The organism is Pseudomonas sp. GP01-A4, from assembly GCF_058780865.1.
Window position 1 is genome coordinate 1 of the sequence record NZ_JBYSWF010000053.1, and the last position, 25,177, is coordinate 25,177.

The 25,177-nt window shown below is 61.1% G+C and carries 24 protein-coding genes and 1 pseudogene; 7 read left to right on the forward strand and 18 right to left on the reverse strand.

The annotated features are described in order from the left end of the window. Window positions 1-89 precede the first annotated feature (89 nt). The 3 genes and pseudogenes from AC3WKX_RS24865 to AC3WKX_RS24875 form a co-directional block, all read right to left on the reverse strand. Complete coding sequence (locus AC3WKX_RS24865; protein ID WP_371132976.1) at window positions 90-662, reverse strand: methyl-accepting chemotaxis protein; 573 nt, start codon at window positions 660-662, stop codon at window positions 90-92. An 18-nt stretch (window positions 663-680) separates the two neighbouring features. Continuing rightward, window positions 681-1,409 (reverse strand): annotated as a pseudogene (locus AC3WKX_RS24870) (PAS domain-containing protein); the annotation flags it as partial. A 167-nt stretch (window positions 1,410-1,576) separates the two neighbouring features. After that, entirely contained in the window at window positions 1,577-2,446 is an 870-nt protein-coding gene (locus AC3WKX_RS24875) for a LysR family transcriptional regulator (protein WP_102606201.1), read from the reverse strand. A gap of 98 nt (window positions 2,447-2,544) precedes the next feature. Between AC3WKX_RS24875 and gstA the strand changes: the two genes are divergently transcribed. Continuing rightward, window positions 2,545-3,147, forward strand: a complete 603-nt coding sequence (gene gstA, locus AC3WKX_RS24880) for a glutathione transferase GstA (RefSeq protein ID WP_008431610.1) — start codon at window positions 2,545-2,547, stop codon at window positions 3,145-3,147. A gap of 106 nt (window positions 3,148-3,253) precedes the next feature. Here the strand turns inward: gstA and AC3WKX_RS24885 are convergent, their stop codons facing one another. From AC3WKX_RS24885 to AC3WKX_RS24925, 9 genes are all read right to left on the reverse strand, one after another. Continuing rightward, window positions 3,254-4,648: an aromatic amino acid lyase gene (locus AC3WKX_RS24885; protein ID WP_102606203.1), complete on the reverse strand. Its 1,395-nt coding sequence runs from the start codon at window positions 4,646-4,648 to the stop codon at window positions 3,254-3,256. Continuing rightward, complete coding sequence (locus AC3WKX_RS24890; protein ID WP_003213072.1) at window positions 4,645-5,649, reverse strand: ornithine cyclodeaminase family protein; 1,005 nt, start codon at window positions 5,647-5,649, stop codon at window positions 4,645-4,647. Before AC3WKX_RS24890 ends, AC3WKX_RS24885 begins: the two co-directional genes overlap by 4 nt. 330 nt (window positions 5,650-5,979) lie before the next feature. Beyond that, window positions 5,980-6,906, reverse strand: a complete 927-nt coding sequence (locus AC3WKX_RS24895) for an aliphatic sulfonate ABC transporter substrate-binding protein (protein ID WP_008431606.1) — start codon at window positions 6,904-6,906, stop codon at window positions 5,980-5,982. After that, on the reverse strand, window positions 6,906-7,919 hold the full coding sequence (locus AC3WKX_RS24900) for an ABC transporter substrate-binding protein (protein ID WP_003213067.1): 1,014 nt from the start codon (window positions 7,917-7,919) through the stop codon (window positions 6,906-6,908). Before AC3WKX_RS24900 ends, AC3WKX_RS24895 begins: the two co-directional genes overlap by 1 nt. 146 nt (window positions 7,920-8,065) lie before the next feature. Beyond that, entirely contained in the window at window positions 8,066-10,705 is a 2,640-nt protein-coding gene (locus AC3WKX_RS24905) for a TonB-dependent receptor (RefSeq protein WP_102606206.1), read from the reverse strand. 253 nt (window positions 10,706-10,958) lie between these two features. Beyond that, complete coding sequence (locus AC3WKX_RS24910; protein ID WP_102606204.1) at window positions 10,959-11,894, reverse strand: FecR domain-containing protein; 936 nt, start codon at window positions 11,892-11,894, stop codon at window positions 10,959-10,961. After that, window positions 11,891-12,400 (reverse strand): sigma-70 family RNA polymerase sigma factor, encoded by a 510-nt coding sequence (locus AC3WKX_RS24915; protein ID WP_003213062.1) that lies wholly within the window; start codon window positions 12,398-12,400, stop codon window positions 11,891-11,893. The genes AC3WKX_RS24910 and AC3WKX_RS24915 overlap by 4 nt, the downstream gene beginning before the upstream one ends. Window positions 12,401-12,618: 218 nt before the next feature. Beyond that, the gene (locus AC3WKX_RS24920) at window positions 12,619-13,398 is read right to left on the reverse strand and encodes a phosphate/phosphite/phosphonate ABC transporter substrate-binding protein (protein WP_008431597.1); all 780 of its coding nucleotides are present in this window, start codon (window positions 13,396-13,398) and stop codon (window positions 12,619-12,621) included. Window positions 13,399-13,407: 9 nt separating this feature from the next. Then, window positions 13,408-14,349 (reverse strand): fatty acid desaturase, encoded by a 942-nt coding sequence (locus AC3WKX_RS24925; RefSeq protein ID WP_008431594.1) that lies wholly within the window; start codon window positions 14,347-14,349, stop codon window positions 13,408-13,410. 334 nt (window positions 14,350-14,683) lie between these two features. Between AC3WKX_RS24925 and AC3WKX_RS24930 the strand changes: the two genes are divergently transcribed. Together AC3WKX_RS24930 and AC3WKX_RS24935 are read left to right on the forward strand one after the other, a co-directional pair. Further along, window positions 14,684-15,121 carry a GNAT family N-acetyltransferase gene (locus tag AC3WKX_RS24930; protein WP_087693187.1) on the forward strand — a complete coding sequence of 146 codons (438 nt, stop codon included), beginning with the start codon at window positions 14,684-14,686 and terminating at the stop codon, window positions 15,119-15,121. Between the two features lie 60 nt (window positions 15,122-15,181). Then, a complete protein-coding gene (locus tag AC3WKX_RS24935; RefSeq protein ID WP_102606205.1) occupies window positions 15,182-16,000 on the forward strand; it encodes a class I SAM-dependent methyltransferase in 819 nt (272 codons plus the stop codon). Between the two features lie 136 nt (window positions 16,001-16,136). Here AC3WKX_RS24935 and def read toward each other — a convergent pair whose 3' ends face one another. The 3 genes from def to AC3WKX_RS24950 form a co-directional block, all read right to left on the reverse strand. Beyond that, the gene (gene def / locus AC3WKX_RS24940) at window positions 16,137-16,676 is read right to left on the reverse strand and encodes a peptide deformylase (RefSeq protein WP_003213049.1); all 540 of its coding nucleotides are present in this window, start codon (window positions 16,674-16,676) and stop codon (window positions 16,137-16,139) included. Between the two features lie 3 nt (window positions 16,677-16,679). Beyond that, the gene (locus AC3WKX_RS24945; RefSeq protein ID WP_003213047.1) at window positions 16,680-17,624 is read right to left on the reverse strand and encodes a YihY/virulence factor BrkB family protein; all 945 of its coding nucleotides are present in this window, start codon (window positions 17,622-17,624) and stop codon (window positions 16,680-16,682) included. Between the two features lie 181 nt (window positions 17,625-17,805). Further along, window positions 17,806-17,991 (reverse strand): CsbD family protein, encoded by a 186-nt coding sequence (locus AC3WKX_RS24950; RefSeq protein WP_003213044.1) that lies wholly within the window; start codon window positions 17,989-17,991, stop codon window positions 17,806-17,808. A 199-nt stretch (window positions 17,992-18,190) separates the two neighbouring features. Here AC3WKX_RS24950 and AC3WKX_RS24955 point away from each other — a divergent pair, with 199 nt between their 5' ends. Next, window positions 18,191-18,568: a hypothetical protein gene (locus AC3WKX_RS24955; protein ID WP_003213043.1), complete on the forward strand. Its 378-nt coding sequence runs from the start codon at window positions 18,191-18,193 to the stop codon at window positions 18,566-18,568. A gap of 181 nt (window positions 18,569-18,749) precedes the next feature. On the opposite strand, the gene fadD1 is transcribed toward AC3WKX_RS24955, so the two are convergent. Both fadD1 and fadD2 read right to left on the reverse strand, forming a co-directional pair. Next, window positions 18,750-20,441, reverse strand: coding sequence for a long-chain-fatty-acid--CoA ligase FadD1 (gene fadD1, locus AC3WKX_RS24960; protein WP_003213041.1), 1,692 nt, complete (start codon window positions 20,439-20,441; stop codon window positions 18,750-18,752). Between the two features lie 394 nt (window positions 20,442-20,835). Then, window positions 20,836-22,524: a long-chain-fatty-acid--CoA ligase FadD2 gene (gene fadD2, locus AC3WKX_RS24965; RefSeq protein WP_003213039.1), complete on the reverse strand. Its 1,689-nt coding sequence runs from the start codon at window positions 22,522-22,524 to the stop codon at window positions 20,836-20,838. A 209-nt stretch (window positions 22,525-22,733) separates the two neighbouring features. Between fadD2 and AC3WKX_RS24970 the strand changes: the two genes are divergently transcribed. Then, a complete protein-coding gene (locus tag AC3WKX_RS24970; protein WP_003213037.1) occupies window positions 22,734-23,678 on the forward strand; it encodes an alpha/beta hydrolase in 945 nt (314 codons plus the stop codon). Between the two features lie 58 nt (window positions 23,679-23,736). After that, the gene (locus tag AC3WKX_RS24975) at window positions 23,737-24,207 is read left to right on the forward strand and encodes a MaoC family dehydratase (RefSeq protein WP_003213034.1); all 471 of its coding nucleotides are present in this window, start codon (window positions 23,737-23,739) and stop codon (window positions 24,205-24,207) included. Between the two features lie 55 nt (window positions 24,208-24,262). On the opposite strand, the gene AC3WKX_RS24980 is transcribed toward AC3WKX_RS24975, so the two are convergent. Next, window positions 24,263-24,730, reverse strand: coding sequence for a ferritin-like domain-containing protein (locus AC3WKX_RS24980; protein WP_003213033.1), 468 nt, complete (start codon window positions 24,728-24,730; stop codon window positions 24,263-24,265). Between the two features lie 206 nt (window positions 24,731-24,936). Between AC3WKX_RS24980 and AC3WKX_RS24985 the strand changes: the two genes are divergently transcribed. Continuing rightward, on the forward strand, window positions 24,937-25,173 hold the full coding sequence (locus AC3WKX_RS24985) for a DUF3820 family protein (RefSeq protein WP_003213031.1): 237 nt from the start codon (window positions 24,937-24,939) through the stop codon (window positions 25,171-25,173). The last annotated feature ends 4 nt before the right edge of the window (window positions 25,174-25,177 follow it).

Genomic DNA, 25,177 nt, shown 5'->3' on the forward strand with positions numbered 1-25,177 from the left:
GTGTCAGTCAATCCATGTGCTGACTGACACACCGCATTCGCGAGCAAGCCCGCTCCCACACAAGCTCATTCCACATTTGATCTGCGGTGTTACTGCAATTGCAGTGTCGAGTTGAACTGACTGATCGCATCCACCACATGCCGTGACCCTTCCTGAATCTCCAGGATCACCTGCCCCGCCTCATTCGCCAGCTCCACCCCAAGCCCCGTGCGGCTCAGGCTCGATTGCATGCTCGACACCGCGCTGATCGACAGGTCGTGGTTCTTGCGCACCACATCCACAATCTCGATCGTCGCCTGGCTGGTTCGCGCCGCCAAACTGCGCACCTCATCCGCCACCACCGCAAACCCGCGCCCATGCTCGCCCGCCCGGGCCGCTTCGATCGCCGCATTCAGCGCCAGCAGGTTGGTCTGGTCGGCGATGCCGCGGATGGTCTGGACGATGGTGCCGATGATGTCCGACTGCTTGCTCACTGCGTCGATGCTCACGGCCGCTTCGTTAAGGTCACGGGAAATTTCTTCGATGATCTGCACGGTCTGCTGCACCACTTCCGAACCCTTGCGGGCGCAGGCGTCGTTTTGCACCGAGGTGGCGTGAGCCGAGTCGGCAGCCGTGCGCAAGGTGGTGACCTGGTCGGTGATGTCACTGGCGAACTTCACCACTTTGTACAGGCGCCCGTTGGCATCGAAGATCGGGTTGTAGGAGGCTTCCAGGAACAGCGTTTGGCCGAATTTGTCTTTGCGCTCAAAGCGGTGGGAGTGATATTCGCCGCGATTGAGCGAGGCCCAGAACGCCTTGTAGGCCGGCGAATCGGTCTCACCGCGATGACAAAACAGACTGTGGTGCTGGCCGACGATTTCACTGAGGGAATACTTCACCGTCTTCAGGAAGTTGTCGTTGGCATTCAGGATCTGGCCTTGCGGGGTGAATTCAATGACCGCCATGGAGCGGCCGATGGCGTCGATCAGGCTCTGGTTTTCATGCTCGCTGTGAATCCGCGCCGAGATGTCCGAGGCCACCTTGATCACGCTTTGCACCTGGTTGTCGGCACCGATTACCGGCATGTAACTGGCCTCCAGCCACACTTCCTGACCATGCTTGTTCAACCGCATGAAGGTGCCACTGAGGGGCTCGCCCCGCGCCAGGTCGCGCCAGAGCTTGGCGTAGGCGTCGGTGTGGGTGTAGGCCTCTTCGCAGAAAATCCGGTGATGCTTGCCGCGAATTTCTTCGGCGCGGTAGCCCATGGTCTTGCAGAAATTTTCATTGGCATCCAGCACGATGCCGTCGCGATCAAACTCGATCATTGCCATGGAACGGCTGATGGCGGCCAATTTGGCTTTGGCTTCGGTAAGGGCGCAGGAGAAACGTTCGATTTCCAGCAGGTCGGATTTGTGTTGGCGGTTGAACATGTCAGATCACCCTTTATTTTCCCGACGCCCACGCGGGCGCATTCCATTCACGGTTTGAATCTTGATCGAAGACCTTTATGGGGAAACCTATCCGAAACGCTTTATATGCCGAGCGTCATCAACGGTTCTGGGTGAGCATAGACAGGCGTTGGCGCTATGCAAGGCCACTAGTCAGCCAGCATTTGCAACAAAGCATTAACCACTGCGGAGGGCGGTTGGTGGCGTGATGTCACCAACGCAAACTCGCGATGCACCGGCTCCGCCAGGGGCATGATGCGCAAGCCGTGGCGCTGGGCCGGCAGGGTCATCTCGGGCACCAGCGTCACTCCCACGCCTTCACGCACCAGGCTGAAAGCGCTGTTCCATTCGCGCACTTCCACCCGCACCTCGCGCAGCACCAGGCCGGCTTCCTGCGCCAGGCTGCGGGCGTTGACGGTGCAGCCGCCGGTAGCAAGCACGAACGGTTGCTCCACCAACTCTTCCAGCGTGACCGTTGCCTGCGCCGGGCGCCGGGAAAACCCGTGGGCCATCGGCAGCACCGCCACCCAGTTATCGCGCCCCAGCACGGCGGCATTGCGCTCGGACGGCGGGTTGAGCACCACGCCCAGGTCGATCAGATTCGCGTCGAGCAAGGTGTTCACTTCATCGTCGGTCACTTCCAGGGCCGTGACCTCGATGCCGGGATAAAGCTGGTTGAACCGACGCAGCAGCGGCGGCAGGAACACCGCCAGCACCATGGGGAAACTCGCGATGCGAATCGTCCCACGCAGCATCGGCCGCGCTTCGTCCACGGTGGTGCGAATCGCCTGCAACGCTTCCAACATCACCCGCGCCTGCTCGATCACTTGCAGGCCCAGGGCGGTAGGCACGGTCTGACGCGCCTCACGCACAAACAACTGCGCACCGAGGTTGGCCTCCATGGCCGCCATCGCCTGGCTGGCGGCGGACTGAGTCATGCCCACTCGTTCGGAGGCGGCAGTGATGCTGCCGTTGTCCGCCACGGCCACCAGCAGGCGCCAGTGCATCAGGTTCATCATGGCAGTAGCTGTCCTTATGGCAGGATTCTGAAAGATTAATTTTACCCAAGGTGCCATGCCCACGAGACTGAAGGCAACTGTCCTGCGGAGTTGCCCCGATGAAGCTGTATTTTTCCCCGAATGCCTGTTCCCTCGCCTCCCATATCGCGCTGCGGGAATTGGCCCTGCCGTTTGAATTGATTCGCGTCGACAACCAGAAAAAGCTCACGGCTGACGGTGATGATTTCCTGCAGATCAATCCCAAGGGCTATGTGGCCGCACTGCAACTGGACAACGGCGAGGTACTGACCGAAGGTGCCGCCATCCTGCAATACCTGGCCGACCGGGTACCCGCAGCGGGCCTGGCGCCGGCCAATGGCAGCTGGGAGCGGGTGCGTTTGCAGGAATGGCTGAACTTTGTCTCCAGCGAGATTCATGGCGGGCTGGGAGTGTTGTTCAAGGACGCGATTCCCGATGAGGTGAAGGCGCTGTTCAAGGCCACGCTGTTCAAGCGTTTTGCGATTCTGGTACAGACCCTGGAGCGCCAGGATTACCTGCTGGGCGCGCAGTACTCAGTGGCGGATGCGTACCTGTTTGTGGTGCTGCGCTGGGCGGGGTTGTTTGATATCGACTTGCAGCAGTGGCCGGCGTTGGCGAAGTTTCAGCAGCGTGTCGGTGAACGCCCGGCAGTGATTGCTGCCCTGGCCGCCGAAAATCCATGACCTGAAATGCGATCAACCTGTAGGAGCTGGCTTGCCTGCGATAGCGATGGTGAATCCAACACCGCTATCGCAGGCAAGCCAGCTCCCACAGTTGATCTTCATAGTTTTAGAGAATGGGTTTCAAGCCATCGTTTTCGATGAATGCACTTAACGCCAACACATCCACCGACCCCGAACGGTCCTGATCCAGGTGCGCCACCTGGCGGCGCACCGCCTGATGAATACGCCGGGTGCCCTGCCCCAGTTGAACCTTGCCGCGCAGGTCTACCGCCTGCGCCGCCACGATCAACTCAATGCTGCCCAGCCACACCACGCGCTGCACCAGTTGCCGGGTTTTCTCGACCACCGCCAGCGCCTGCCCCGCATAATCTTCCACGCGATCCGCCACCGGCACGCTCACCGCCGGGATCGGATTGGCCAAGTGCCCGATCTCCGCCACCAACGCCGAACCGGTGCGCTGCAAGGCGGCCATGCCCACGTGCCCGGGCTGGTTGATCAGAAAGCGCGGCAGTTCACTGGAGGCCGGCGACAGCAACTTGGCAATCCGCTCGGCGCTGCACACCGCCACGCGGCTCAACGCCAGGCCCAAGCCTTCGGCCGCCAGCGCGAGATGGGTGCTGTCGAAATTGGCCGTGGCCAGCACCAACACGTCTTCGCTGATCAACGCCGGATTGTCCGCGCCGCTGGCCAGTTCCAGTTCGATCAACTCGCGTAACGCCTGCACTGCCTGTTGTGCCGCGCCTTGAACCACCGTGGCACAGCGAAAGCTCAGCGGGTCCTGTAGCCGGCGCGGGTTATCGGCCAATTCGCCGCCCGCCAGCAATTCCAGCAACGCCGCTGATTGGCCGCTTTGCCCCGGCGCCAGGCGCAACCGCGAAGCCCACGGCTGGAACGGACTGAGGTTGGCCCGATAGCCTTCACACGACAACGCCAGCCCCGCCAACATGGCCTGCAATGCCTGTTCGGCCTCGGCCACCAGCAACGCGCCAAGGCCGATGCTCGCGGAGTTGGCCGACACCAGCGCCAGGCCATCCTTGCCCGTCAATGGCACGTTCAGCGCCAGGCTCAAATGCGCCAACGGCGCCAGGTCGCTCTCGCCCAGCGAGCCGAGCAACGGCACCGCGGGCTCCATGCCGCAGTTGAGTAACGCCAACAGCGCCTGCGCCGCACCCGGCGAAATACCCGAACGCCCCTGGGCCAACCCCGCCAGGCGGGCTGCGGTGATCGCGCGTAATTCCTCACGCGTGGCCAGGCGGCCAACGCCCACCGCACGCCCCAAAGGAATGTTTGCCTGCACCGGCGCAACCTGCGTATCCACCGCCGCACCGAGGCCGGTGGTCACCCCGTAAATCGGCGTGCCTTCAGCCACCAGACGCAGCAACAGTCGATGCCCTTCGTCGATACGTTGGCGGGCCGCATCGCTGAAGTCAGCCGGTGCGTCTTGGCGGGCAATCGACAGCAAATCCTCAACCGTCAAACCGGCGGGATCGAAGTGAATCATGCCCAGCGCAACCGCTGGCCGATCCCCAGGCGTCTGGATTTTTCCAGCAGTGCGTGGCCCAGGGCGATATCGCTGAGGCTCAAGCCACGGTGCCAGAACAGGATGGTTTCCTCGGGGGTTTCCCGGCCGGTCTTCAAGCCGGCCACGATCTGCCCCAACTCGGCATGCAAGGTCTCGGCGCTGAGTTTTCCGGCGTCGACATGGGCACGCAATGCGCCGAACATCCCGCCCTTGCACTGGCCCCAATCGTCCACCACCAGCTTGTGCATTATATCGGTCAACGACAGTTCCACCGCGCTCATGGTGCCGTAGGGCACGACGAAGGCACCGGGCTTGATCCACTCGGTGTGCAGCAACGGTTGCGGCTGATCCAGGCGTGAAGCTTCCACCACGATGTCGGCGCCGCGCACCGTGGACTCCCAGTCGTCGGTGACAATCACCGGCTTGCCGAGGTCGCGGCGCAGGCGTTCGGCGAAGGCTTCGCGGCTTTCACTGCGGCGCGAGTGCACGCGGATTTCGTCGAAGTCGAACAGGTGGTCCAGCAGCCGCACGTTCCAATACGCCGTGCCACGGGCACCGATGTGCGCGAGGATTTTGCTGTCGGGCCGGGCCAGGTATTTGGCACCGATGGCGGTGACGGCGCCGGTGCGCATGTCGGTGATCGCCGAGGCGTCGAGGATGGCCTTGGGGATGCCAGTGGCCGGGTCCAGCAGGTTGAGAATCGCCAGTTCCGAGGGCAGGCCCTTGCGGTAGTTATCGACAAAGTCGCCCACCACCTTGACCCCGGCGTAGCCGATTGCGCCGCCCAATACACCGCGCAGCACGTTGAAGTGGCCGTTGATTTCACCGCCGGGAATCAGGTGCATGCGCGGCTCGATCACCGCCTCGCTGCGGCCCTGGATGGCCAGGCTGGATTCGATGGCGTTGAGGATTTCGTCGTTGGTCAGGGCCAGTTCGTCGATGTCCAGGCCGTTGAGGAAGTCGATGTAGATCGGTTGCATGGTCTGCTCACTGATGGGTTGCGAAGGTCGATGCTGAAGATGCTTTTATGGGGTGAGGGAGATTGCTGTGGGGAGGGAGCTTGTTGTGGTGAAGGAGCTTGTTGTGGTGAGGAGCTTGTTGTAGAGAGGGAGCTTGTTGTGGCGAGGGAGCTTGCTCCCGCTGGAGTGCGCAGCGCTCCCGCTTTTTTTGGGGCCGCTACGCAGCCCAGCGGGAGCAAGCTCCCTCGCCACAGCAAGCTCCCTCGCCACAACAGCTCTTTCCCTAAAGCAAGCTCCCCTGCCACAGCAAGCGCCCTCCCTACAGCAAGCTCCCTTGCCACAGGGATCAAGTTAAGGGGCCTTGAACACAACCTGCTGCACATCGACCTTTTTCGGGATCAGGCCGTTGGCAAAAAACGCGTCGGCCGTACGTTGCTGGTTGGCGATATCCACCGCTTCCAATGGCCGGCTCGGCGTCGGCGAGCGGTGCTGGAAGTAACTCTCCACCACCGCCGGCTGCAAGCCCAATGTCTTGGCCATCAGCGCGACGCTTTCGTCATGCTGGTCCAGCGACAACCGCTGCGCCTGGGCAAACACCTTGAGAATCGCCGCAATCGCCTGCGGGTGCTGCTTGGCAAACGGCCCGCTGGCGATGAAGAAACTGCCCGCCGGGTTCAGCCCCTGGCCATCCCCCAGCACCTTCGCCGAACCGTCCACCACGGCCGCCGAGTAGTACGGGTCCCACACCACCCAGGCGTCGACCTTGCCTTGTTCAAACGCGGCACGGCCGTCGGAGGGCGACAGGTACACCACGTTCACGTCCTTCCACTGCAAGCCGGCACGCAGCAAACTTTTGAGGAACAGGTTGTGGGCGCTGGAACCCTTGAGCAACGCCACGCGCTTGCCCTTGAGTTCGGCCACGCTTTGCACGGTGCTGTCCTTGGGCAGCAGGATGGCTTCGGTGCGCCCGTCATTGGGCTCGACGCCGATGTAGCGAATGTCGATGCCGGCAGCCTGGGCGAAGATCGGCGGGATGTCGCCGATATTGCCGATGTCGATGCTGCCGCCATTTAGGGCTTCGATCAGCGGCGGGCCGCCGAGGAATTCGATCCACTCGACCTTGGTGCCCGGCAACCCTTGCTCGAACAGGTGATGCTCACGGGCGAGCACCATGCTCACCGAGCTTTTCTGGTAGCCGACGCGCAGGGTGGCCGGTTCTGCCGCCAGCAGCGGCCCGGCGCACAGTGCCAGCAGTGTGGCTGCGATGAGCTTGCGCATCAGAGACTCTCCTTGACCTTGGCCGCGACGTCCGCCGGCACCCATTGCTGCCAGACCTGCGGCTGTTCTTTCAGGAACGCTTCGGCCACCTGGCGCGGCGCGGTACGTTTCTCGGCCATTTGCGCGAGGATGCCGTTGAGCAGGTCAATCGGCAGGTCGACTTTTTCAAAGAACGTCACCAGTTGCGGGTACTGCGCCTTGAACGGCGCCGACACGCCAATCGCCAGGTGCGCTGGCATCGAACGAGTACCGATGGGGTGCGGGTTGTTGGCGTCGGCCAGGGTCTTCCAGGCTTCGGCGTTGAACGGTGGTTCTTCCAGTTTGATCAACTTGAAGCGCCCCAGCAGTGGCGTCGGCGACCAGTAGTAGAACAGCACCGGCTTGCCGCGACGGATCGAGGATGCAACCTCGGCATCCAGCGCCGCGCCGGAGCCGGTGCGGAAGTTGACGTAGCTGTCGGTCAGGCCATAGGCCTTGAGTTTCTGGCTGTTGACGATCTCCGAGGTCCAGCCGGTGGGGCTGTTGAGGAAGCGCCCACGGGTCGGGTCTTCGGGGTCGCGGAACACATCCTTGTAGCGGGCCAGGTCGGCGACGGATTTAAGCTCCGGGGCCAGGGGTTTGATGCCCCGTTCGGCGTCGCCCTTGATCACGTATTCCGGCACCCACCAGCCTTCGGTGGCGCCTTTGACGGTGTCGCCCAGGCCGAACACCTTGCCTTCGCTTTCGGCCTTGACCCACGCCGGACTGCGCCCGGCCCACTCTTCGCCGATCACCTGGATATCGTCCTTGGCCAGGGCGGCCTCCAGGCTCACGGTGCTGCCGGGCAAGGTGTCGGTGGGCAGGCCATAGCCTTTCTCGACGATCAGGCGCAGCACTTCGGTGATCAGGCTGCCGCTTTCCCAGGTGATGTCACCGAAGTGGATCGGTTTGGCAGGTTCGGCGGCCGTGGCTGATTGTGCCAGGACGGTGAGTGCCAATAGCGAGCCACCGAGCAGGTTCTTGATTGTTTTCATGTGTTACCTCGTGGTGATTCCATGAAGAGTGCTCTTGTGGCGAGGGAGCTTGCTCCCGCTGGACTGCGCAGCAGGCCCAAAGTGCTTGGGGCCGCTACGCGCCCCAGCGGGAGCAAGTTCCCTCGCCACAGGTTTTGCATCAGGGTTTAAAAGTCATAACTGAGCCGCGTGTAGTAAAACGCCCCTTCCGGCGCCGTCGGCGACAGGTAGCTGTATTGCTGGCCCGGGGTCTGGCGCAAACGGGTGTTGTAGTCGTCAGGCTTGCTGTCGAACAGGTTGTTGACGCCCACCGACACCCGCAGTTGTTTGGTGAAGGCGTAGTTCACGTCCAGGTCGGTGGTCCATTGCGCGCTGAAGGTCTGGTCGTACTGGGCGTTGGCTTCGCTGGACGCATATTTGCGGTACTTGCCGTAACGGGTTTCGTTGAGGGCGATAGTCCATTGGTTGAGCTTGTGGACCGCGCCAAACACCAGCTTGTCTTCCGGGTAACCGTGCTCCAGGAAGCCACGGGATTCACGGGTCAGCACTTCGAAGCCGTTGGGGTTTTCGTGGACCTTCTCGATGGTGGTGCGGGCCTTGGTGTAGCCCGCCGACAGGTTCAGGTTGCCCAACTGCTCAAGGTCCAGGTTGTACTTGCCCACGATGTCGACGCCGCGGGTGCGGGTGTCGGCGGCGTTGGTCATGAACTGCGCCCAGGAGTACTGGCCGTAGCCGGCGTCCTTGAGGATCTGCTCGGCCAGCGGCCCGGAAATACCACCGCTGAACAGCAGGCGGTCACGAATCGAAATCTGGTAGGCGTCGATGGTCAGCGAGGCCTGGTCGGTTGGGCGCAGCACCAGGCCCAGGGAGAAGTTGGTGGACTTCTCGGGCTTCAGCGGCTGTGCACCTAGGGCTCGGGCGGCCGGGTTGTCGGCCGGCAGCATGCGGGTCAGCACCGGGTTGCCGTTGGCGTCGAGGTTGGTGGTGGTGGTCCAGGAGGTGCCGATCTGGCCCAGGCTGGGCGCGTGGTAGGCATTGTTGACCGTGGCCCGCAGGCCGACTTTCGGGGTGAAGTCATAGCGCGCCGAGAGTTTGCCGGTGGTGGCTGAACCGAAGTCCGAGTAGTGCTCGGTACGCCCGGCAATGCCCACCTGGAGCTTGTCGGTGACCTGGTTTTCCAGGCCGAAATACACGCCGCTCACATCACGCTTAAAGGTGCCGGCGTCGTCCGGGGTCAGGCCCGAAGCCTGCACCGCGCCAACCTGCACGCCGTCGATGCCACCGTAGGAATAGGAATCGTAGTCGCCGGCCTCCAGCCGGTATTGCTCATGCCGGTAGGCAACGCCCGCTGAAACGGTGAGTGGATGGCTCGACCAGTCGACGTTCAGATCCTTGGCGTAATCCAGGGTGATGTTGGTCTGGTCGTTGACCAGGGTGGCGACGTTGAACTTGGTCGGGCTGTTGATCCCGTAGCTCGGGTTGACGGTGTTGAAAGCCAGTTCGTCGTGCTCGTCGCGGCCATAGGTGGCGCTCAAATCGAAGCGGCCGATGCTCTCGTCTTCATAGCGGGTGCCGACGGTGACGGCGCCGTCTTCATAGCGATAGCGGTATTTCGGGATGGTGCCGTTGGGGTAGATCCCGGCCACGTTGTTCGGGCTGCTGGCCAGCAGCGGCGGCGTGTTGTTTACCGAGGTGTCCTGGCCGAAGGTGGCGAAACTGTAGAGGCGCCATTGGTCGTTCAGGCCGATTTCGGCGTTGGCCGCCAGGTTGTATTTGTCGCGCCCGGCACCGCCCCAGCGCGGGTCTTGTACCTGGCCGTCGGCGACGTATTTGTCGCCGATGTCATCGGGTTTGTTGTTCAGGGTGTTGAAGCTCAGGGTCAGGAAACCATCCCCCGGCAAGCCGATGCCGTACCAGCCATCGGTGGTTTTGCTGAAGCCGTCGCCCTGGGCGTATTTGCCCAGTTGGGTGTTGATGCCGCCACCGCTGTCGCGCTCCTTGAGCACGATGTTGACCACCCCCGCCACCGCGTCCGAACCGTATTGCGCCGAGGCACCGTCGCGCAGCACTTCGACGTGGTCGATGGCGCTGATGGGGATCATGTCGAGGTCCACCGGCTGCGCGCCAATGAACGGCACGCCACCGGAAATGTTCACCACCGCCGAGGTGTGCCGGCGCTTGCCGTTGATCAGCACCAGGGTCTGGTCCGGGGACAAGCCGCGCAGGGAGGCGCCTTTCGGATCCTGGCCGCGGGTGGCGCTGTTGTTCTGTGGAAAGTTGAACGAGGGCAGCAGTTGGAACAGCGCCTGGTTAAGGCTGGTGGCGCCGGTTTGCTTGAGTTCCTCGGCGTTTATCACATCCACCGGGGCGCTGCTGGTCAGGGCCGTGGCGTCGCTGCGACGGGTACCGATGGCGACCACACGGTCGAGGGTCGGCGCCTGGGCTTCGGCGGTTTGCGCCTTGATGCTGTTGCTGGCAGGCGCGACTTTGGCACCTTCCTTGATGATGAATGCACCGTCCGGGCTGACCTGGACTTGCAGGCCGGTGCCCTTGAGCGCGGCGTCTACCGCCTGTTGCGCCGACAGCGAACCGTCGACCCGCGCCGAGGAATAATTGCCCAATTGTGGCGTGAAGGAAATCACCTGGCCGCTCTGGCGGCTGATGTTCAGCAGCACTTCATCCAGCGGGCCGGGCGCGATGTGGTAGACCTGCCGCGCCTCTTCGGCGCTGGCAGCGAAAGACAGGAACAGACTGGCCAACGGCACCAGGGCAAAGGTTCGAAGCGGTGTACGGTTGAATGGGCTCACGTTGGCTCCCCCCAAGGAAACTCCTGAGCGCTGCTCCCCGCAGCGCTTACGGGAGTGATGTGGGATGGCCGGGGGAAAACTTGCAGATCGTTTGGTTATGTCGATAGAACCGACATTCGGAAACGACGCGGTCAACTGTGGGAGCTGTCGAGCTTTAGCGAGGCTGCGATGGTATCGCTGCGGTACATCTGAGAGGCCGAGGTGCTCGCATCGCAGGCAAGCCAGCTCCCACATTGACCGAGGTGAACCGTTTTCAGGTGGCACTGACGGTCACCCACAACCCGGTCCGGCGGGTGATGTGGATCGGCAGGGTGCGTGCCAGGGTGTCGAGGATCTGGTCGGGATTGTCGAGGCGGTACAGGCCGCTGACCCGCAACCCTGCCACCGCCGGATCGAGGCGCAGCACACCGTTGTGATACGGGCGCAGTGCGTCGATCACTTCCACCAGCGGGCGGTCGCGCACTTGCAGGAAGCCATCGATCCAGGCGGTCGCGCCCGAGGAACTGGCGAGCACCGGTCCGAAGCCGAAGCGGTCGTAAGTGACTTCGTGCCCGGCCTCCAGTTGCAGGCGTTCGCCGTTCTGGCCGTCGATCTCCAGGGCGCCGTTGAGCGCAACCACGTGGCCCTGCCCTTCGCGCTCCCGCAGCAACAGGCGATTGCCCAAGGCATGCAGTCGAGCTTGATCGGTCTGGATGAAAAACGGTCGGTTGCTGTCCCTGGCAATCTTCACCAGCAACTCGCCATCGCGCAGGCGCACCACGCGGTGTTGTGGGTCGAACTGGATGTCGGCGGCACTGCGGGCGTTGAGCAGTAACTCGCTGCCATCCGCCAGCTCTACAGTGCGCCGTTCGCCGGTGCCGGTGCGGATATCGGCGGTCAAATCCTCCATCACCGGCCGGGCCAGCCAACCGGCGCCCAGCATCAGGCCAGCGCCCACCAGGGCGCCGCGCAATACGGTGCGGCGGCTGGATGGCGCGTCCAGTGCCTGCTGCAATACCTTGCCGCTGACGCCTTGGGCCTGCGGAATTTGAAACACACCGAGGCGGGTTTCCAGTTGTTGGCACAAGGCTTCGTGACGCGGGTCTGCGGCGCGCCACTGATGGTAACGCTGCCAGTCGGCGGCACTCGCCTCGCCGGAGCGCAGCAACACCACCCAGCGAGTGGCGCTGTCGATCAGTTCGTCGCTCATTCCAGGCACAGCCGCAGGCAGCGGTTGACGGCACGGGTCATGTAGTCGCTGACCGAGCGCTGGGAAATGCCCAGCTCGGCCGCGATTTCCGGGTAGGTCAGGCCATTGAGTTGCGACAGCAGAAAGGTCGCCTTGACCTTGGCCGGCAAGCCGTCGAGCAACTGGTCGATGGCCTGCAGGGCTTCGAGCATCTGCGCCAAATCCTCAGGGGATGGCGCGGGCGAGGTTTCGTCCTGGTCGAGGGCGTCGAGGTAGGCGCGCTCCAGGTCACGGCGACGCCACAGCTGGTACATCAGGCGTTGGGCAATGGTGGTGAGCAAGGCGCGTGGCTGGCGGATCGGCGCCACGCCCGGGGAGCTCAACAGTTGGACGAAGGTGTCGGCGGCGATGTCTTCGGCGTGGGCACGGGAATCGAGATGGCGGTGCAAACGGCCGCACAGCCAGTCGTAATGACTGCGGAACAATCCGCCCACGTAATCGCTGTGAGAAGTGTCGGCGCCGGACATAGTGGCTCCATCTGAGTAGGTTGCGCGTTATGTCCGGTGTTCCGGTGGAGCGATCCTAGCAAGGCTGCTTATTCTTTAATAATATTTAAAAGGTATTTTTATATAACCGATCGTTCACACGCTCTGCGTGGGAATGCCGCCTTGGACGCTCTGCGTCTGCTTTGAAATCGTGACGCAGAGCGTCACAGGATGCATTCCCACGCGGAGCGTGGGAACGATCATTGGAGGCGTGGATAACCCAAGGCTTCAGCCTGCTGCCGGTAATCCAGCAGCACCTGGTAATCCGCTTCGGTGGCGGGCAGCACTTCGTGTACGCCGAGGGTTTGCACCACTTCGGGCAGATCCTGCAAGGCCAGGTTCATGACCTCCCGCAGGTGTTCACTTGAGCCCGGCGCGCTGATGTAAGGCAGCGTCGGGCTGGGCGCGCTGCGGGTGACGATCCTCAGCCCGGCCACTTCCTCTGGCGCAAAACGGGCGAGGTAGTCGTAGGTCACGCTGTCGATGGCGGCAAGGTCGGCGCGGTTTTCCCGCAGCCAGCGCAGGCTTTCGCGATGGGCGCCGCTGATGCCGACTTCGGCAAAGAACCGACCGCCCTGCTGCAGCGGCGCCAGGCGTTCGCGCAGCAGGTTCATGCCGCTGTTGGAGTCATGGCCGTTGATCACGCCGCGGCTGTCTTGGAAGTCCGCCAAGGCAACGCGGGGATTGTCGTCGCGGGTCAGCAGCAGGCTGCAATGCTGGCCGCCGCTGCTGTGGGGCAGTTCGTAGCGCGGGCGGCCAATCACCTGGACTTGCCCGCGCAGCTCGGTCATCAGCGGGTAGCCGCAGGTTTGCGTCAGCAGCAATTGCGGGGCGCGCCACAGGCTGCGCAGGTCGAGATGATCAGCCTTGCGGCGGGTCGCGCCCAGGCGCTCAAGGATGCGCGAAAGCCAGCGCTCATTGGCCTGTTGCACCTGCTGCGGCGCCACGTACATCAGCAGTTCGGCGTAGCGGTCACTCATGGTCGTCTCTCAAGCAAAGGGGTGCCGTGGGCTGTCGATGGCCTTGAGCCCGTGACGGCCGATCAACTGGCCGTAACCCTGCACCAGGAACCCGCCGCTGCGCGCCACCCATTGTTCGCGGCGCGCGCGGTACACGGTGGGCAGCAAATACCACGGCAGCTTCGGCAAGTCGTGATGCACCAGGTGCAGGTTATTGTTGAGGAACAGCCAGGTCCACGGCCAGGCGGCTTCGTTAAGCACCGTGCGCTGTTCCGGTTGTGGGTGCGGGCGATGCTCATAGTAGGAACGGATCGCCGCCACCGACAAGGCCGGCACGCTGACCAGCGCCACGTAGTGCCACACCGGCAGCACGCTGTAGTGGGCGATGAAGGTCAGCATCAGCACGGTCACGGTGCCATGGCTCAGCCACATCAGCCACGCCTGGCGCTGGCCTTTGCGTAGGCGTCTGACCTCGTTGCGCGCCAGCTTCCACAGCGCCAGCGGCGAACCCAACAGGAAGCGCCCCAGGACGGTCTTGGTCAGCCAATGCAAGGTGCGCTCGAACAGCGAACTGTCGTCCCACTGCCGCTGATTCAGGTAGCGGCTTTCCGGGTCGACACCGGGCACCGTCAGGTCTTCGTCGTTGTGGTGCACCAGGTGGCAGTTGCGGTACAGGGTGTAGGGGTACCAGACGGCAAACGGTGCGTAGCCGAGGAGTTTGTTCAAAGCAGTGAAGCGGGTGGGATGGCCGTGCAGCAGTTCGTGTTGCAGGGACATCCACAGCGTCACGAGCGGGATCAACAGTGCGGTACTCAGCCACAGGCCAAGCCAGTGGCTGGCGAGGATCACGGCAAACCAGCCGGCATAGACGCCGATCAACAGCAGCCAGGTCGGCCACTCAGTGCGGGCGGTAAAGGTCTGGGCCAGGGCTTCGATTTCCCGGCGCTGGGTTTCATCAAGGTAGTTGGACATCGGCAGCTCAGGGCAGGCGTGGCCGACGAAAAAGTCGGCTTCATCCTGCTCTGTGCAATGGGGCGGGAAAATCTTGCAGATCGTTTGGTGCTTAGCTTAGAACTTAATGACCGAACAGGTTGCTGTCGGTTTTCTTGGCCTTTTTCTCGGCGCGTTTTTCATCGGCGGTCTTTGCCGGTTTCTTCTTGTCAGCTTTCTTGGAATTCAGACCTTTGGCCATGATGCGTGCTCCACTTACAGGGGATGTAACACTGGGTATAACACCGATTGCCCAACAGAAGGCGCTTTGCCCGACTTATAATCTGCACCCCCTGGATTCGCGTGTTTGAAAACCATGCCCGAGTTGCACATTGACCGACTGGCAGAGCCGTTGTGGCCGCTGCTGAACAAGTTCTATCGCAGCCATAACTCACCGATGAAGGCCCTCAAGGGTGGCCAGTTGTGGGTGGCCAGGGGCAGCGAGATTGTCGCGGGCCTGTGCCTGACGCCGGTGGTGGGTGGGCAGTGGTTGACCGGGCTGTTTGTCGACCCGGCGCTGCGTGGCCAGGGGCTGGCGGCGCAATTGATTCGCGCCTCGGTCGCAAGCGTTGAAGGCACGGTGTGGCTGCTGTGCCATCCGGACCTGGAAGGCTTTTATCAACGCCAGGGTTTTACCCAGGACACGTTGCTGCCGCAGTCCTTGTCGGAGCGCCTGGTGCGCTACAAACGCAACAAGCCGATGATCGCCATGGGCTTAGAACCGTTGGTGAGGTCGACCTTCAATAAAGTGTGATCAGCCGTTGTGGGCCCCATGCTAGCCTCGGCGGCACCAGCGGCCCATTACAGGATGATCATGAAAGCGACCCTTGCAGCCTTATCCCTTGCAGCCCTCCTCGCCCCGGCCTTGAGCCAGGCAGCCGAAGCGCCGGTTTCCGCCGAGCAGTATGCAACCGTGCTCGCCGGCAGTTGGCGCGTGCCGGCCAACAGCGCGCGTGATGTGTATCGTCACCCGCAGCAGACCCTGGAGTTCTTTGGCCTGCGGGGCGACCAGACCCTGATCGAAATCACCCCCGGTGGTGGCTGGTACAGCGAGCTGCTGGCGCCGCTGCTCAAGGATAACGGCCACTACATCGCTGCCGTGCAGGCGCCGAACAGCAGTGCCTACGCGCGTACATCAGAAGAAAACCTGAAAAAGAAATTCGCCGCAGACCCGGTGCATTATTCCAAGGCCGGCTTCGCCGAGTTCGACCCCAAGGCTCCGGTGCTGGGCAAGCCTGGCTCGGCCGACACCGTGCTGACCTTTCGCAACGTGCATAACTGGGTGATGGCGGATACGGCGCCGGCGATGTTCGAGGCGTTCTTCAAGGTGTTAAAACCGGGCGGCGTGCTGGGGGTGGTGGATCACCGGGCCAAGGACGGGGCATCGCTGGAAGACATCAAGCACAGCGGTTACCTGACCACCGCGTATGTGGTGAAACTGGCGACGGATGCGGGGTTCAAGCTTGAGGGGCAGAGCGAGGTGAATGCCAACCCGAAAGATACCAAGGACTACCCGGATGGGGTCTGGACCTTGCCGCCGGCGTTGACGTTGGGGGAAAAGGACAAGGCGAGGTATGTGGCGATTGGTGAGTCGGACCGGATGACGTTGCGGTTTGTGAAGCCCGCAAAATAAGCTGAATGCACACAGAACAAATGTGGGAGCGGGCTTGCTCGCGAATGCGGTGGATCAGTCTATAACTTCGGTGACTGGCACTCCGCTTTCGCGAGCAAGCCCGCTCCCACAGTTTGATGTGTGTTTTGCCTGAGGGTTATTCGTCTGCCGTAGGATCCATATCCGGGAACATCACTTCGATAAACCCGAACTTGCTGAAATCGGTAATCCGCGACGGGTACAGCCGGCCGATCAGGTGATCGCACTCGTGCTGTACCACCCGCGCGTGAAAGCCTTCGGCAATCCGCACAATCGGCTCGCCCTTGGGGTCAAACCCTTCGTAGCGAATCTGCTGGTAACGGTCCACGGCCCCGCGCAAGCCCGGCACCGACAGGCACCCTTCATAGCCTTCTTCCAGCACCGGGCTGAGCGGCGTGATCAGCGGGTTGATGAGGATGGTCTGGGGCACGGCGGGCGCGTCCGGGTAGCGTTCGCTGCTCTCGAAACCGAAGATCACCAGTTGCAGGTCCACTCCAATCTGTGGCGCGGCCAGGCCGACGCCGCCGACGTGTTCCATGGTCTGGAACATGTCATCAATCAACTGCCACAGCTCGGGGCTGTCGAACATTTCCGGCGGAACCGGCGGGGCAATGCGCAGCAGGCGCTCATCGCCCATTTTCAGGATTTCACGGATCATCGATCAGACTTCATCGGTAGTGGGCTTGAGGGAAGGGTCGCGGCCAAGGCCTGAGACATGCTTTTTTTCGTCGTGCTCGCCAAAGTCCTTTTCACCAGGATCCTTGCCTTCGGCCGACATGTGTTCGATCACCGCATTCATCTCCGCCCCCAGCAACAGCACGGCAGCCGAGATGTAGAAGTACAACAGCAGCACAATGATCGCGCCGATACTGCCATACATGGCGTTGTAGTCAGCAAAGGTTTTGACGTAGTAGCCAAAACCCAGGGAAGCGACGATCCAGACCACCACCGCCAGCACCGAACCCGGTGTGATGAAGCGAAACTTCTGCTTCACGTCAGGCATCACGTAGTACATCAACGCCACGGAGAACATCAACAGGATGACGATCAGCGGCCAACGTAGGATGGTCCACAGCGTGACCACGAATTCCTGCATGCCGATCTGCCCCGCCAGCCATTCCATCACCTGGGGCCCGAGCACCATCAAGGCGGCGGCGGCCAACAGCATGCCGGCGAAGCCTACGGTGTAGAAAATCGACAGCGGGAAACGCTTCCAGATCGGTCGGCCTTCCACCACGTCATAGGCGGCATTCATCGCACTCATCATCAGGCGCACACCCGCCGAGGCGGTGTACAGCGCGATCACGATACCCACCGACAACAGGCCACCCTTGGATTGCTGCAACTGGTCGATCACCGGGTTGACCTGCTCCAGGGCCTGGGGCGGCAATACCAGTTCCGATTGCATGCGCAGCCAGGTGAAGAAGTCCGGCAGGTGCAGGAAACCGATCAGGGCAATCAGGAACAGCAGGAAGGGAAACAGCGAGAACAGCATCTGGTAGGCCAGCGCCGAGGCGTACGTAGGCATCTCGTCATCGAGGAACTCTGTGACAGTGCGCACCAGCACTTTGTGCAGGGGCAAGCCTTGTAATACCGGAAAAATCATAGCGTCTCCTTTCGCCGCAAAAAGTTGAGTTCGTGGGCGACTCAGGGGCCGTTTTCTACATCAAGGTAGCTTATTTGGCGACCTTGAAACAATTTCCAAACTTTAATCACTGCAGGTGACACAAAAACGGCCATCCGTGGATGGCCGTCGGGCTGCTGGAGTGCAGGCAGCCAGGTCGGGACTATTTGACCGCTTTCTTTACTGCGTCCTTGGTGTCGCCGACTGCTTTTTGCACTTCACCTTTCTTTTCCTGAACCACGCCTTCAGCCCGCAACTTGTCGTTGCCGGTGACTTTGCCAACACCTTGCTTGATGTTGCCTACGGCTTCGTTCGCCAAACCTTTTGCCTTATCCGATGTGCTGCTCATGGTATTTCTCCTGGGAACAATCAAGGATTTTGGTCACTACGTAATCGTTGACCCTTGGCCTTTCCAGAGAGTTTCAATTATTTTTTCAGCGGCATTTCATCGCGCCGTACAGGTTTGGCTTTATGTTTTGCGGCCAACCCACGAGAATGCCGGGCACATCCAGGCGCAAGCGCTGGGTAACAGATCCCGTAGGAAGGTTATGAAACTCAATAAAGCACAGGCCATTGCCCGCAGAAACCAGGAACTGGGCGGTGCCGTACTCGGTGTCAACAACTGCCACTTCACCGACCTGGACCGCAAACGCAACATCTGGTGGTTCGACCTGCCGGTGGGCCGGATTGCCGTGGGCCAGTACGAGTGGATCCACTTGTTGATGCACAACGCCGAGAGCGACCAGTTGCTGCACCTGAAGGTGCCAACGGTGTTTCTGCGCGAGAAGCTGGAAGGCCTGGTGGTGCGCAATGCCGGCAAGCGCAAGCCGGAGATTACCCTGGAGCTGAGTGCCGACAAGGACTCGTTCCTCAAGGACGTACGCCCGGCCGGTGCTGGTGTGAGCTTCGCGCAGTTCGCACTGTAGGAATACGGTAAAAACTGTGGGAGCGGGCTTGCTCGCGAAAGCGGAGTGTCAGTCACCGATATGTCACTGATACTCCGCTTTCGCGAGCAAGCCCGCTCCCACATTGGATTGCATTCCAAGTGGCGGAATCAGCGTTCAATAAAAAGCCCCGCATCTGCGGGGCTTTTTGTTGGGGGCCGAGTTACTTCTTCAAACCCAGCTTTTTCAGTTCTTCGTCCCGCAGTTCGCGGCGCAGGATCTTGCCCACGTTGGTAGTCGGCAGCGCATCGCGGAATTCCACGGCCTTGGGCACCTTGTAGCCGGTGACGTTGGCGCGCATGTGCTCCATCACCTGGTCTTTGGTCAGGCTGGCACCCGGCTTGACCACGATGAAGATCTTGATGTGTTCCCCGGACTTCTCGTCCGGCACACCAATGGCCGCGCATTGCAGCACGCCCGGCAGGGTCGCCAGCACGTCTTCCAGCTCGTTGGGGTAGACGTTGAAACCGGAGACCAGAATCATGTCCTTCTTGCGGTCGACAATGCGCATGTAGCCATCCGGCTGGATGATCGCGATGTCACCGGTCTTCAGCCAGCCTTCGCTGTCGAGGATCTCGGCGGTGGCGTCTTCGCGCTGCCAGTAGCCCTTCATCACTTGCGGGCCCTTGACGCACAACTCGCCCACTTCACCCAGCGCCAGCTCGACGCCGTCATCGGTGATGACCTTGCACAGGGTCGACGGCACCGGGATGCCGATGGTGCCGATCTGGATGTTCTGGATCGGGTTCACGGTGGCCACCGGGCTGGTTTCGGTCATGCCGTAACCTTCGCAGATGGAGCAGCCGGTGACCGCTTTCCAGCGCTCGGCCGCCGCCAGTTGCAGGGCCATGCCGCCGGACAGGGTGACCTTCAGCGCCGAGAAATCCAGCTTGCGGAAGGCATCGTTGTTGCACAGGGCAACAAACAGGGTGTTCAGGCCGACAAAGCCGCTGAACTTCCACTTCGACAGTTCCTTGACCATCGCCGACAGGTCGCGCGGGTTGCTGATCAGGATGTTGTGGTTGCCGATCAGCATCATCGCCATGCAATGAAAGGTGAAGGCATAGATGTGGTACAGCGGCAGCGGGGTAATCAGGATCTCGCAACCTTCATTCAGGTTGGAGCCCATCAGCGCCTTGCACTGCAGCATGTTGGCGACGAGGTTGCGGTGGGTCAGCATCGCGCCCTTGGCCACGCCCGTGGTGCCGCCGGTGTATTGCAGCACGGCAACTTCGTCGCTGGCGGGGCTGACTTCGTTCACCGGCTGGCCGTGGCCCTTGGCCAATACGTCGTTGAACTTGATCGCCTTGGGCAAGTGATAGGCCGGGACCATCTTCTTCACGTACTTGATGACGCTGTTGATCAGCAGGCGCTTGAGCGGCGGCAACAGGTCGGCGACTTCGGTGACGATCACGTGCCGGACGGAAGTCTTGGGCACGACTTTTTCAGCCAGGTGCGCCATGTTGGCCAGGCAGACCAGGGCCTTGGCACCGGAGTCGTTGAATTGGTGTTCCATTTCCCGCGCGGTGTACAGCGGGTTGGTGTTGACCACGATCAGGCCAGCACGGATGGCGCCGAACACGGCGACCGGGTATTGCAGGACGTTGGGCAGTTGCACGGCGATTCGATCACCGGGCTGCAAGTCGGTATGCTGTTGCAGGTAAGCGGCGAAGGCGCCGGACAGTTCGTACAGTTCACCGTAGGTGATTGTCTTGCCCAGGTTGCTGAAAGCCGGTTTGTTGGCGAAGCGTTGGCAGGACTGCTTCAGTACCGCCTGAATATTCGGATACTCGTCTGGATTGATTTCTGCAGCAATCCCGGCGGGGTACTTATCCTTCCAAAAGTCTTCGATCATGGAAGCCCACTCCTCAGCGACGCGAATTCATTCATCGCATTTGATGCGATTATTATTTGTTTGTTTTTGGGTGAGTCTGGCGGTTAAAAGCAGGCCAAGAGGTCACAAAGCGCGCCGAGAGTAGCAGCTTTGCCAAGGGCCGCCTAGAGCCAAAAGAGGCCCCTACGGTCATAAACATGACTCAAGAATATCTAATGGTCATTTTTAGAGCAAAGATTCTATAAGCCAAGAAAGGGCTCTGGAATGGGCTTCTACGCATTTAAACTGAATGAATAAAAACCAAATGTGGGAGCGGGCTTGCTCGCGAAAGCGCAGTGTCAGTCACAGGATATGTCGACTGGTATACCGCTTTCGCGAGCAAGCCCGCTCCCACATTTTTTGACCTTATTTCAAATCAGGCTATGTCGCGCAATTCGCGCCGCAGGATCTTGCCCACCGGCGTCATCGGCAACGACTCACGCAGCACAATATGCTTGGGCACCTTGTAGCCGGTGAAGTTGGCCTTGCAGTAGGTCTTCAGCTCTTCAAGGCTCACGCCCTGGGCACGGGCCACCACAAACAGCTTCACCGCCTCGCCGGTACGCTCGTCCGGTACGCCGATCACCGCGCAGCTGGCCACCGCCGGATGCGCCATCACCACGTCTTCGATCTCGTTGGGGTACACGTTGAACCCCGAGACGATGATCAGATCCTTCTTGCGATCAACGATGCGCACAAAGCCGTCCGGGTCGATCACCGCGATATCGCCGGTCTTGAGCCAGCCTTCGGCGTCCAGGGTCTCGGCAGTGGCCACCGGCTGCTGCCAGTAGCCCTTCATCACTTGCGGGCCCTTGATGCAGAGCTCGCCCCGCTCGCCCAGCGGCAGCTCCGCGCCGTTGTCGTCGATGATCTTCATCGCCGTGCCCGGCACCGGAATGCCCACGGTGCCCAGCTTCGATTTGCCGCCATAGGGGTTGGTGCTGGCCACCGGTGAGGTTTCGGTCAAGCCGTAGCCTTCACCAATCGCACAGCCGGTCAGTTGCTGCCAGCGCTCGGCCGTGGCCTTGACCAGTGCGGTGCCGCCGGAGTTGGTGAGCTTGAGGTGGGAGAAATCCAGGCTCTTGAAGTCCGGGTGGTCCATCAAGGCCACGAACAGGGTGTTGAGCCCCAGCAGCCCGGTGAAGCGCCACTTTTTCAGCTCCTTGATAAAGCCGCCAATGTCCCGGGGATTGGTGATCAGTACGTTGTGGTTGCCCGATACCATCATGCACATGCAATTCGCGGTGAAGGCATAGATGTGGTACAGCGGCAGCGGCGCCACCATCACCTCCTGGCCTTCCTTGATCAGCGGATGGCCGTCGTCCCCCAGTTGCGACATGCACGCCCGCACTTGCTGCATGTTGGCCACCAGGTTGCCGTGGGTAAGCATTGCGCCCTTGGCCAGGCCGGTGGTGCCGCCGGTGTATTGCAGCACCGCGATGTCGTCGAGGGTCACCGGGTGGCGGTTGAGTGCCTGGCCGGCGCCCATGCGCAGGGCGCGCTTGAAGGAGATGGCTTGCGGCAGGTTATAGGCCGGGACCATCTTCTTCACCTTGTCGACCACGGTGTTGATCAGCCAGCCCTTGGCGGCGGGCATGAAGTCGCCCATCTTCGCTTCGATCAGGTATTCGATCTCGGTGTCCTTGCTGACTTCTTCAACACGCGAGCCAAACAGGTTCAGGTACACCAGCGCACGAATGCCGGCATCCTTGAATTGGTGACGCATTTCCCGCGGGGTGTACAACGGGTTGGTGTTGACCACGATCAGCCCGGCGCGCAGGGCGCCGAACACGGCAATCGGATAATGCAGGACGTTGGGCATCTGCACGGCAATGCGGTCACCCGGCTTGAGGTCGGTGTGCCACTGCAGGTAACCGGCGAACGCGGCGCTGCGCCGATCCAGCTCGGCGTAGGTCAGGGTGATCCCCATGTTGCTGAACGCCGGACGATCGGCAAAGGTCTTGCAGGAACGCTCGAAGACTTCGATCACCGATTTATAGGCTGTGAGGTCGATCTCGTTGGGAACCCCGGCTGCGCGTTTGTCATTCCAGAAATCAGGTTGCATTATTCTTGTCCTCTTACCTGAGTGGTCCGGCCGCTTTTGATGTTGCGATGAAAGCGGAGCTTTGGGGACGTTAGCAGCTATGGTCAATCAGGCAAATACAACAAGATGCGTCATTGATTGTGTGAATCTCCCCGCCAAGGCCAGCGCTGATCCAGCGGCCTGCGGTGAATGAGCTATACACTGCAACGACCCTGAGCAAAGGAAGCGCCATGAACCACACCACTTTCTGGCTGACCGCGAATGACCGCAGTCGGGTGTACGTCAACCAGTGGCTGCCGGACGGGCCGCCCAAGGCGCTGATCATGCTGGCCCACGGCATGGCCGAGCACAGTGGCCGCTATGCCCGCCTGGCCCAGGCGTTGTGCGATGCCGGCTACGGCCTGTACGCCCCCGACCAGCGCGGCCACGGGCGTACCGCCGACGAGGGCACCCTGGGGCTGTTCGCCGAGAAAGACGGCTGGAACAAGGTGGTGGGCGACCTGGCGAGCCTCAACCAGCATATCGGCCAGCAAGCGCCGGGGGTGCCGATCATCCTGCTGGGCCACAGCATGGGCAGCTACATTGCCCAGGCGTACCTGCTGCACCACAGCGCGAGCCTTAACGGGGCGATTCTCAGCGGCTCGAATTTCCAGCCGGTGGCGCTGTACGGCGCGGCCAAGGTGATTGCCCATGTCGAACGCCTGCGCCAGGGGTTGCGCGGGCGCAGTGCGCTGATTGATTTCCTGTCATTTGGATCGTTCAACAAGGCGTTCAAACCCAATCGCACCGCTTTCGACTGGCTCAGCCGTGACCCGGCCGAGGTCGACAAGTACGTCAGCGACCCGCTTTGCGGCTTCCGTTGCACCAACCAGCTGTGGATCGACCTGCTGGGCGGCTTGCAGCAAATCAGCAAAGCGTCCAATCTCGCTCAGATAGACCCGGGGCTGCCCATCCTGATAATGGGCGGTGAATGTGATCCGGTCAGTGAAGGCAAGCGTCTCAAAAGTCTGGCCAATGCGTTGCGTGAAGCCGGCTGCCAGCACCTGGAGCTGAGCATTTACCCACAGGCGCGCCACGAATTATTCAACGAAACCAACCGTGATGCGGTCACAGCCGACGTGCTGACGTGGCTGGCCCAGGCAGCAGTGCTGCGCCGCCCTACTCGCTGCGAATGATTTTTCGTTTAAAATCAATATATTAAGATTTCTGATTAGCCACAGGATGCACCAACTGATGACCCAGGTTACCAACACGCCTTACGAAGCCCTCGAAGTCGGCCAGACCGCCAGCTACAGCAAGACCGTCGAAGAGCGCGATATCCAGTTGTTCGCGGCAATGTCCGGCGACCACAACCCGGTGCATCTGGACGCCGAATTCGCCAAGGCGACCATGTTCAAGGAGCGCATTGCCCACGGCATGTTCAGCGGCGCCCTGATCAGCGCGGCGGTTGCGTGCGAGTTGCCTGGGCCCGGCACGATATACATCGGCCAGCAAATGACCTTCCAGAAGCCGGTCAAAATCGGCGACACCCTGACCGTGCGTCTGGAAATCCTCGAGAAGCTGCCGAAATTCCGCGTGCGTATCGCCACCCGCGTATTCAACCAGCGCGATGAACTGGTGGTGGATGGCGAAGCCGAGATCCTCGCGCCACGCAAGCAGCAGACCGTGACCCTGACCGAACTGCCGGCCATCAGCATCGGTTGAACGAATGCCCATGAAAAAGCCCCGCATCTGCGGGGCTTTTTTATTCAGGCGGGGCTCAAGACTGAGCGCGAGCCTGGTTACGCAGGGCTTTCACCTGGTCGTGGTTGCGTTGCGCGCCGTGGAACTGACGCTCTACCAGGTCACGAATGCCCAGCAGGTTGTGCTTGTTGATCTTCTCGATCGCTTCTTTGTAAGCCTTCAGTGCGTGGTCTTCACCGCGCTCGGCTTCGTTCAGCACGGCTTCTTCGTCTTTACCGGTCACCATCGACTTCACGTCGACCCAACCACGGTGCAAGGCACCGGCGACGCTGCCGGAATCTTCCGGATCGCCACCCAGCGCTCTTACTGCGGTCTGCAGTTCGGCAGCGGCGGTACCGCAATCAACGGAACGTTTGGCAAACAGGGCTTTGAGTTCTGGGTGCTTGATGTCTTCTGCGCAGGTCTTGAAGCCTTCCTGGCCGTCTTTGCTGGTCTCGATCAGGTCGTTGAGTACAGAGATCGATTCTTTGTTGATATCAGTCATTTTTCAATTCCTTCGCGGGTTAAGAAACGTGTATTAGTAATTGCAGCGCCCGTGCCAGCTTTTGAAAAACAATTTATTACTTAAATTTCAATAAGTTAGCCAATACACAAAAATCTGTATCCGCTTTATTTGCATGATCTGTCATTTGGCCTCCATGCAGAATGCCTGTATTTTCCAAGGCATCGACTCAAACACCTGAAGCCGCAATGAACCCTGAAAAACTTGAACTGCTGATCACCCGCGAAATGCCCTTCGGCAAGTACAAGGGCCGGATCATTGCCGACTTGCCCGGCCCCTACCTGAACTGGTTCGCCCGTGAAGGTTTCCCCCACGGCGAACTGGGCGGGTTGCTGGCCCTGATGCAGGAAATCGACCACAACGGTTTATCCGAACTGCTGGAACCCCTACGCGCCAAGCACGGCAAGCCCGCCCCTCGTCATTAATAGA

Coding starts and splice junctions, on each gene's coding strand:
- AC3WKX_RS24875 (WP_102606201.1), bottom strand. CDS start 2,446: ATGATGAACCTGATGCACTGGCGCCTGCTGGTGGCCGTGGCGGACAAC.
- gstA (WP_008431610.1), top strand. CDS start 2,545: ATGAAGCTGTATTTTTCCCCGAATGCCTGTTCCCTCGCCTCCCATATC.
- AC3WKX_RS24885 (WP_102606203.1), bottom strand. CDS start 4,648: ATGATTCACTTCGATCCCGCCGGTTTGACGGTTGAGGATTTGCTGTCG.
- AC3WKX_RS24890 (WP_003213072.1), bottom strand. CDS start 5,649: ATGCAACCGATCTACATCGACTTCCTCAACGGCCTGGACATCGACGAA.
- AC3WKX_RS24895 (WP_008431606.1), bottom strand. CDS start 6,906: ATGCGCAAGCTCATCGCAGCCACACTGCTGGCACTGTGCGCCGGGCCG.
- AC3WKX_RS24900 (WP_003213067.1), bottom strand. CDS start 7,919: ATGAAAACAATCAAGAACCTGCTCGGTGGCTCGCTATTGGCACTCACC.
- AC3WKX_RS24910 (WP_102606204.1), bottom strand. CDS start 11,894: ATGAGCGACGAACTGATCGACAGCGCCACTCGCTGGGTGGTGTTGCTG.
- AC3WKX_RS24915 (WP_003213062.1), bottom strand. CDS start 12,400: ATGTCCGGCGCCGACACTTCTCACAGCGATTACGTGGGCGGATTGTTC.
- AC3WKX_RS24920 (WP_008431597.1), bottom strand. CDS start 13,398: ATGAGTGACCGCTACGCCGAACTGCTGATGTACGTGGCGCCGCAGCAG.
- AC3WKX_RS24925 (WP_008431594.1), bottom strand. CDS start 14,349: ATGTCCAACTACCTTGATGAAACCCAGCGCCGGGAAATCGAAGCCCTG.
- AC3WKX_RS24930 (WP_087693187.1), top strand. CDS start 14,684: ATGCCCGAGTTGCACATTGACCGACTGGCAGAGCCGTTGTGGCCGCTG.
- AC3WKX_RS24935 (WP_102606205.1), top strand. CDS start 15,182: ATGAAAGCGACCCTTGCAGCCTTATCCCTTGCAGCCCTCCTCGCCCCG.
- def (WP_003213049.1), bottom strand. CDS start 16,676: ATGATCCGTGAAATCCTGAAAATGGGCGATGAGCGCCTGCTGCGCATT.
- AC3WKX_RS24945 (WP_003213047.1), bottom strand. CDS start 17,624: ATGATTTTTCCGGTATTACAAGGCTTGCCCCTGCACAAAGTGCTGGTG.
- AC3WKX_RS24950 (WP_003213044.1), bottom strand. CDS start 17,991: ATGAGCAGCACATCGGATAAGGCAAAAGGTTTGGCGAACGAAGCCGTA.
- AC3WKX_RS24955 (WP_003213043.1), top strand. CDS start 18,191: ATGAAACTCAATAAAGCACAGGCCATTGCCCGCAGAAACCAGGAACTG.
- fadD1 (WP_003213041.1), bottom strand. CDS start 20,441: ATGATCGAAGACTTTTGGAAGGATAAGTACCCCGCCGGGATTGCTGCA.
- fadD2 (WP_003213039.1), bottom strand. CDS start 22,524: ATGCAACCTGATTTCTGGAATGACAAACGCGCAGCCGGGGTTCCCAAC.
- AC3WKX_RS24970 (WP_003213037.1), top strand. CDS start 22,734: ATGAACCACACCACTTTCTGGCTGACCGCGAATGACCGCAGTCGGGTG.
- AC3WKX_RS24975 (WP_003213034.1), top strand. CDS start 23,737: ATGACCCAGGTTACCAACACGCCTTACGAAGCCCTCGAAGTCGGCCAG.
- AC3WKX_RS24980 (WP_003213033.1), bottom strand. CDS start 24,730: ATGACTGATATCAACAAAGAATCGATCTCTGTACTCAACGACCTGATC.
- AC3WKX_RS24985 (WP_003213031.1), top strand. CDS start 24,937: ATGAACCCTGAAAAACTTGAACTGCTGATCACCCGCGAAATGCCCTTC.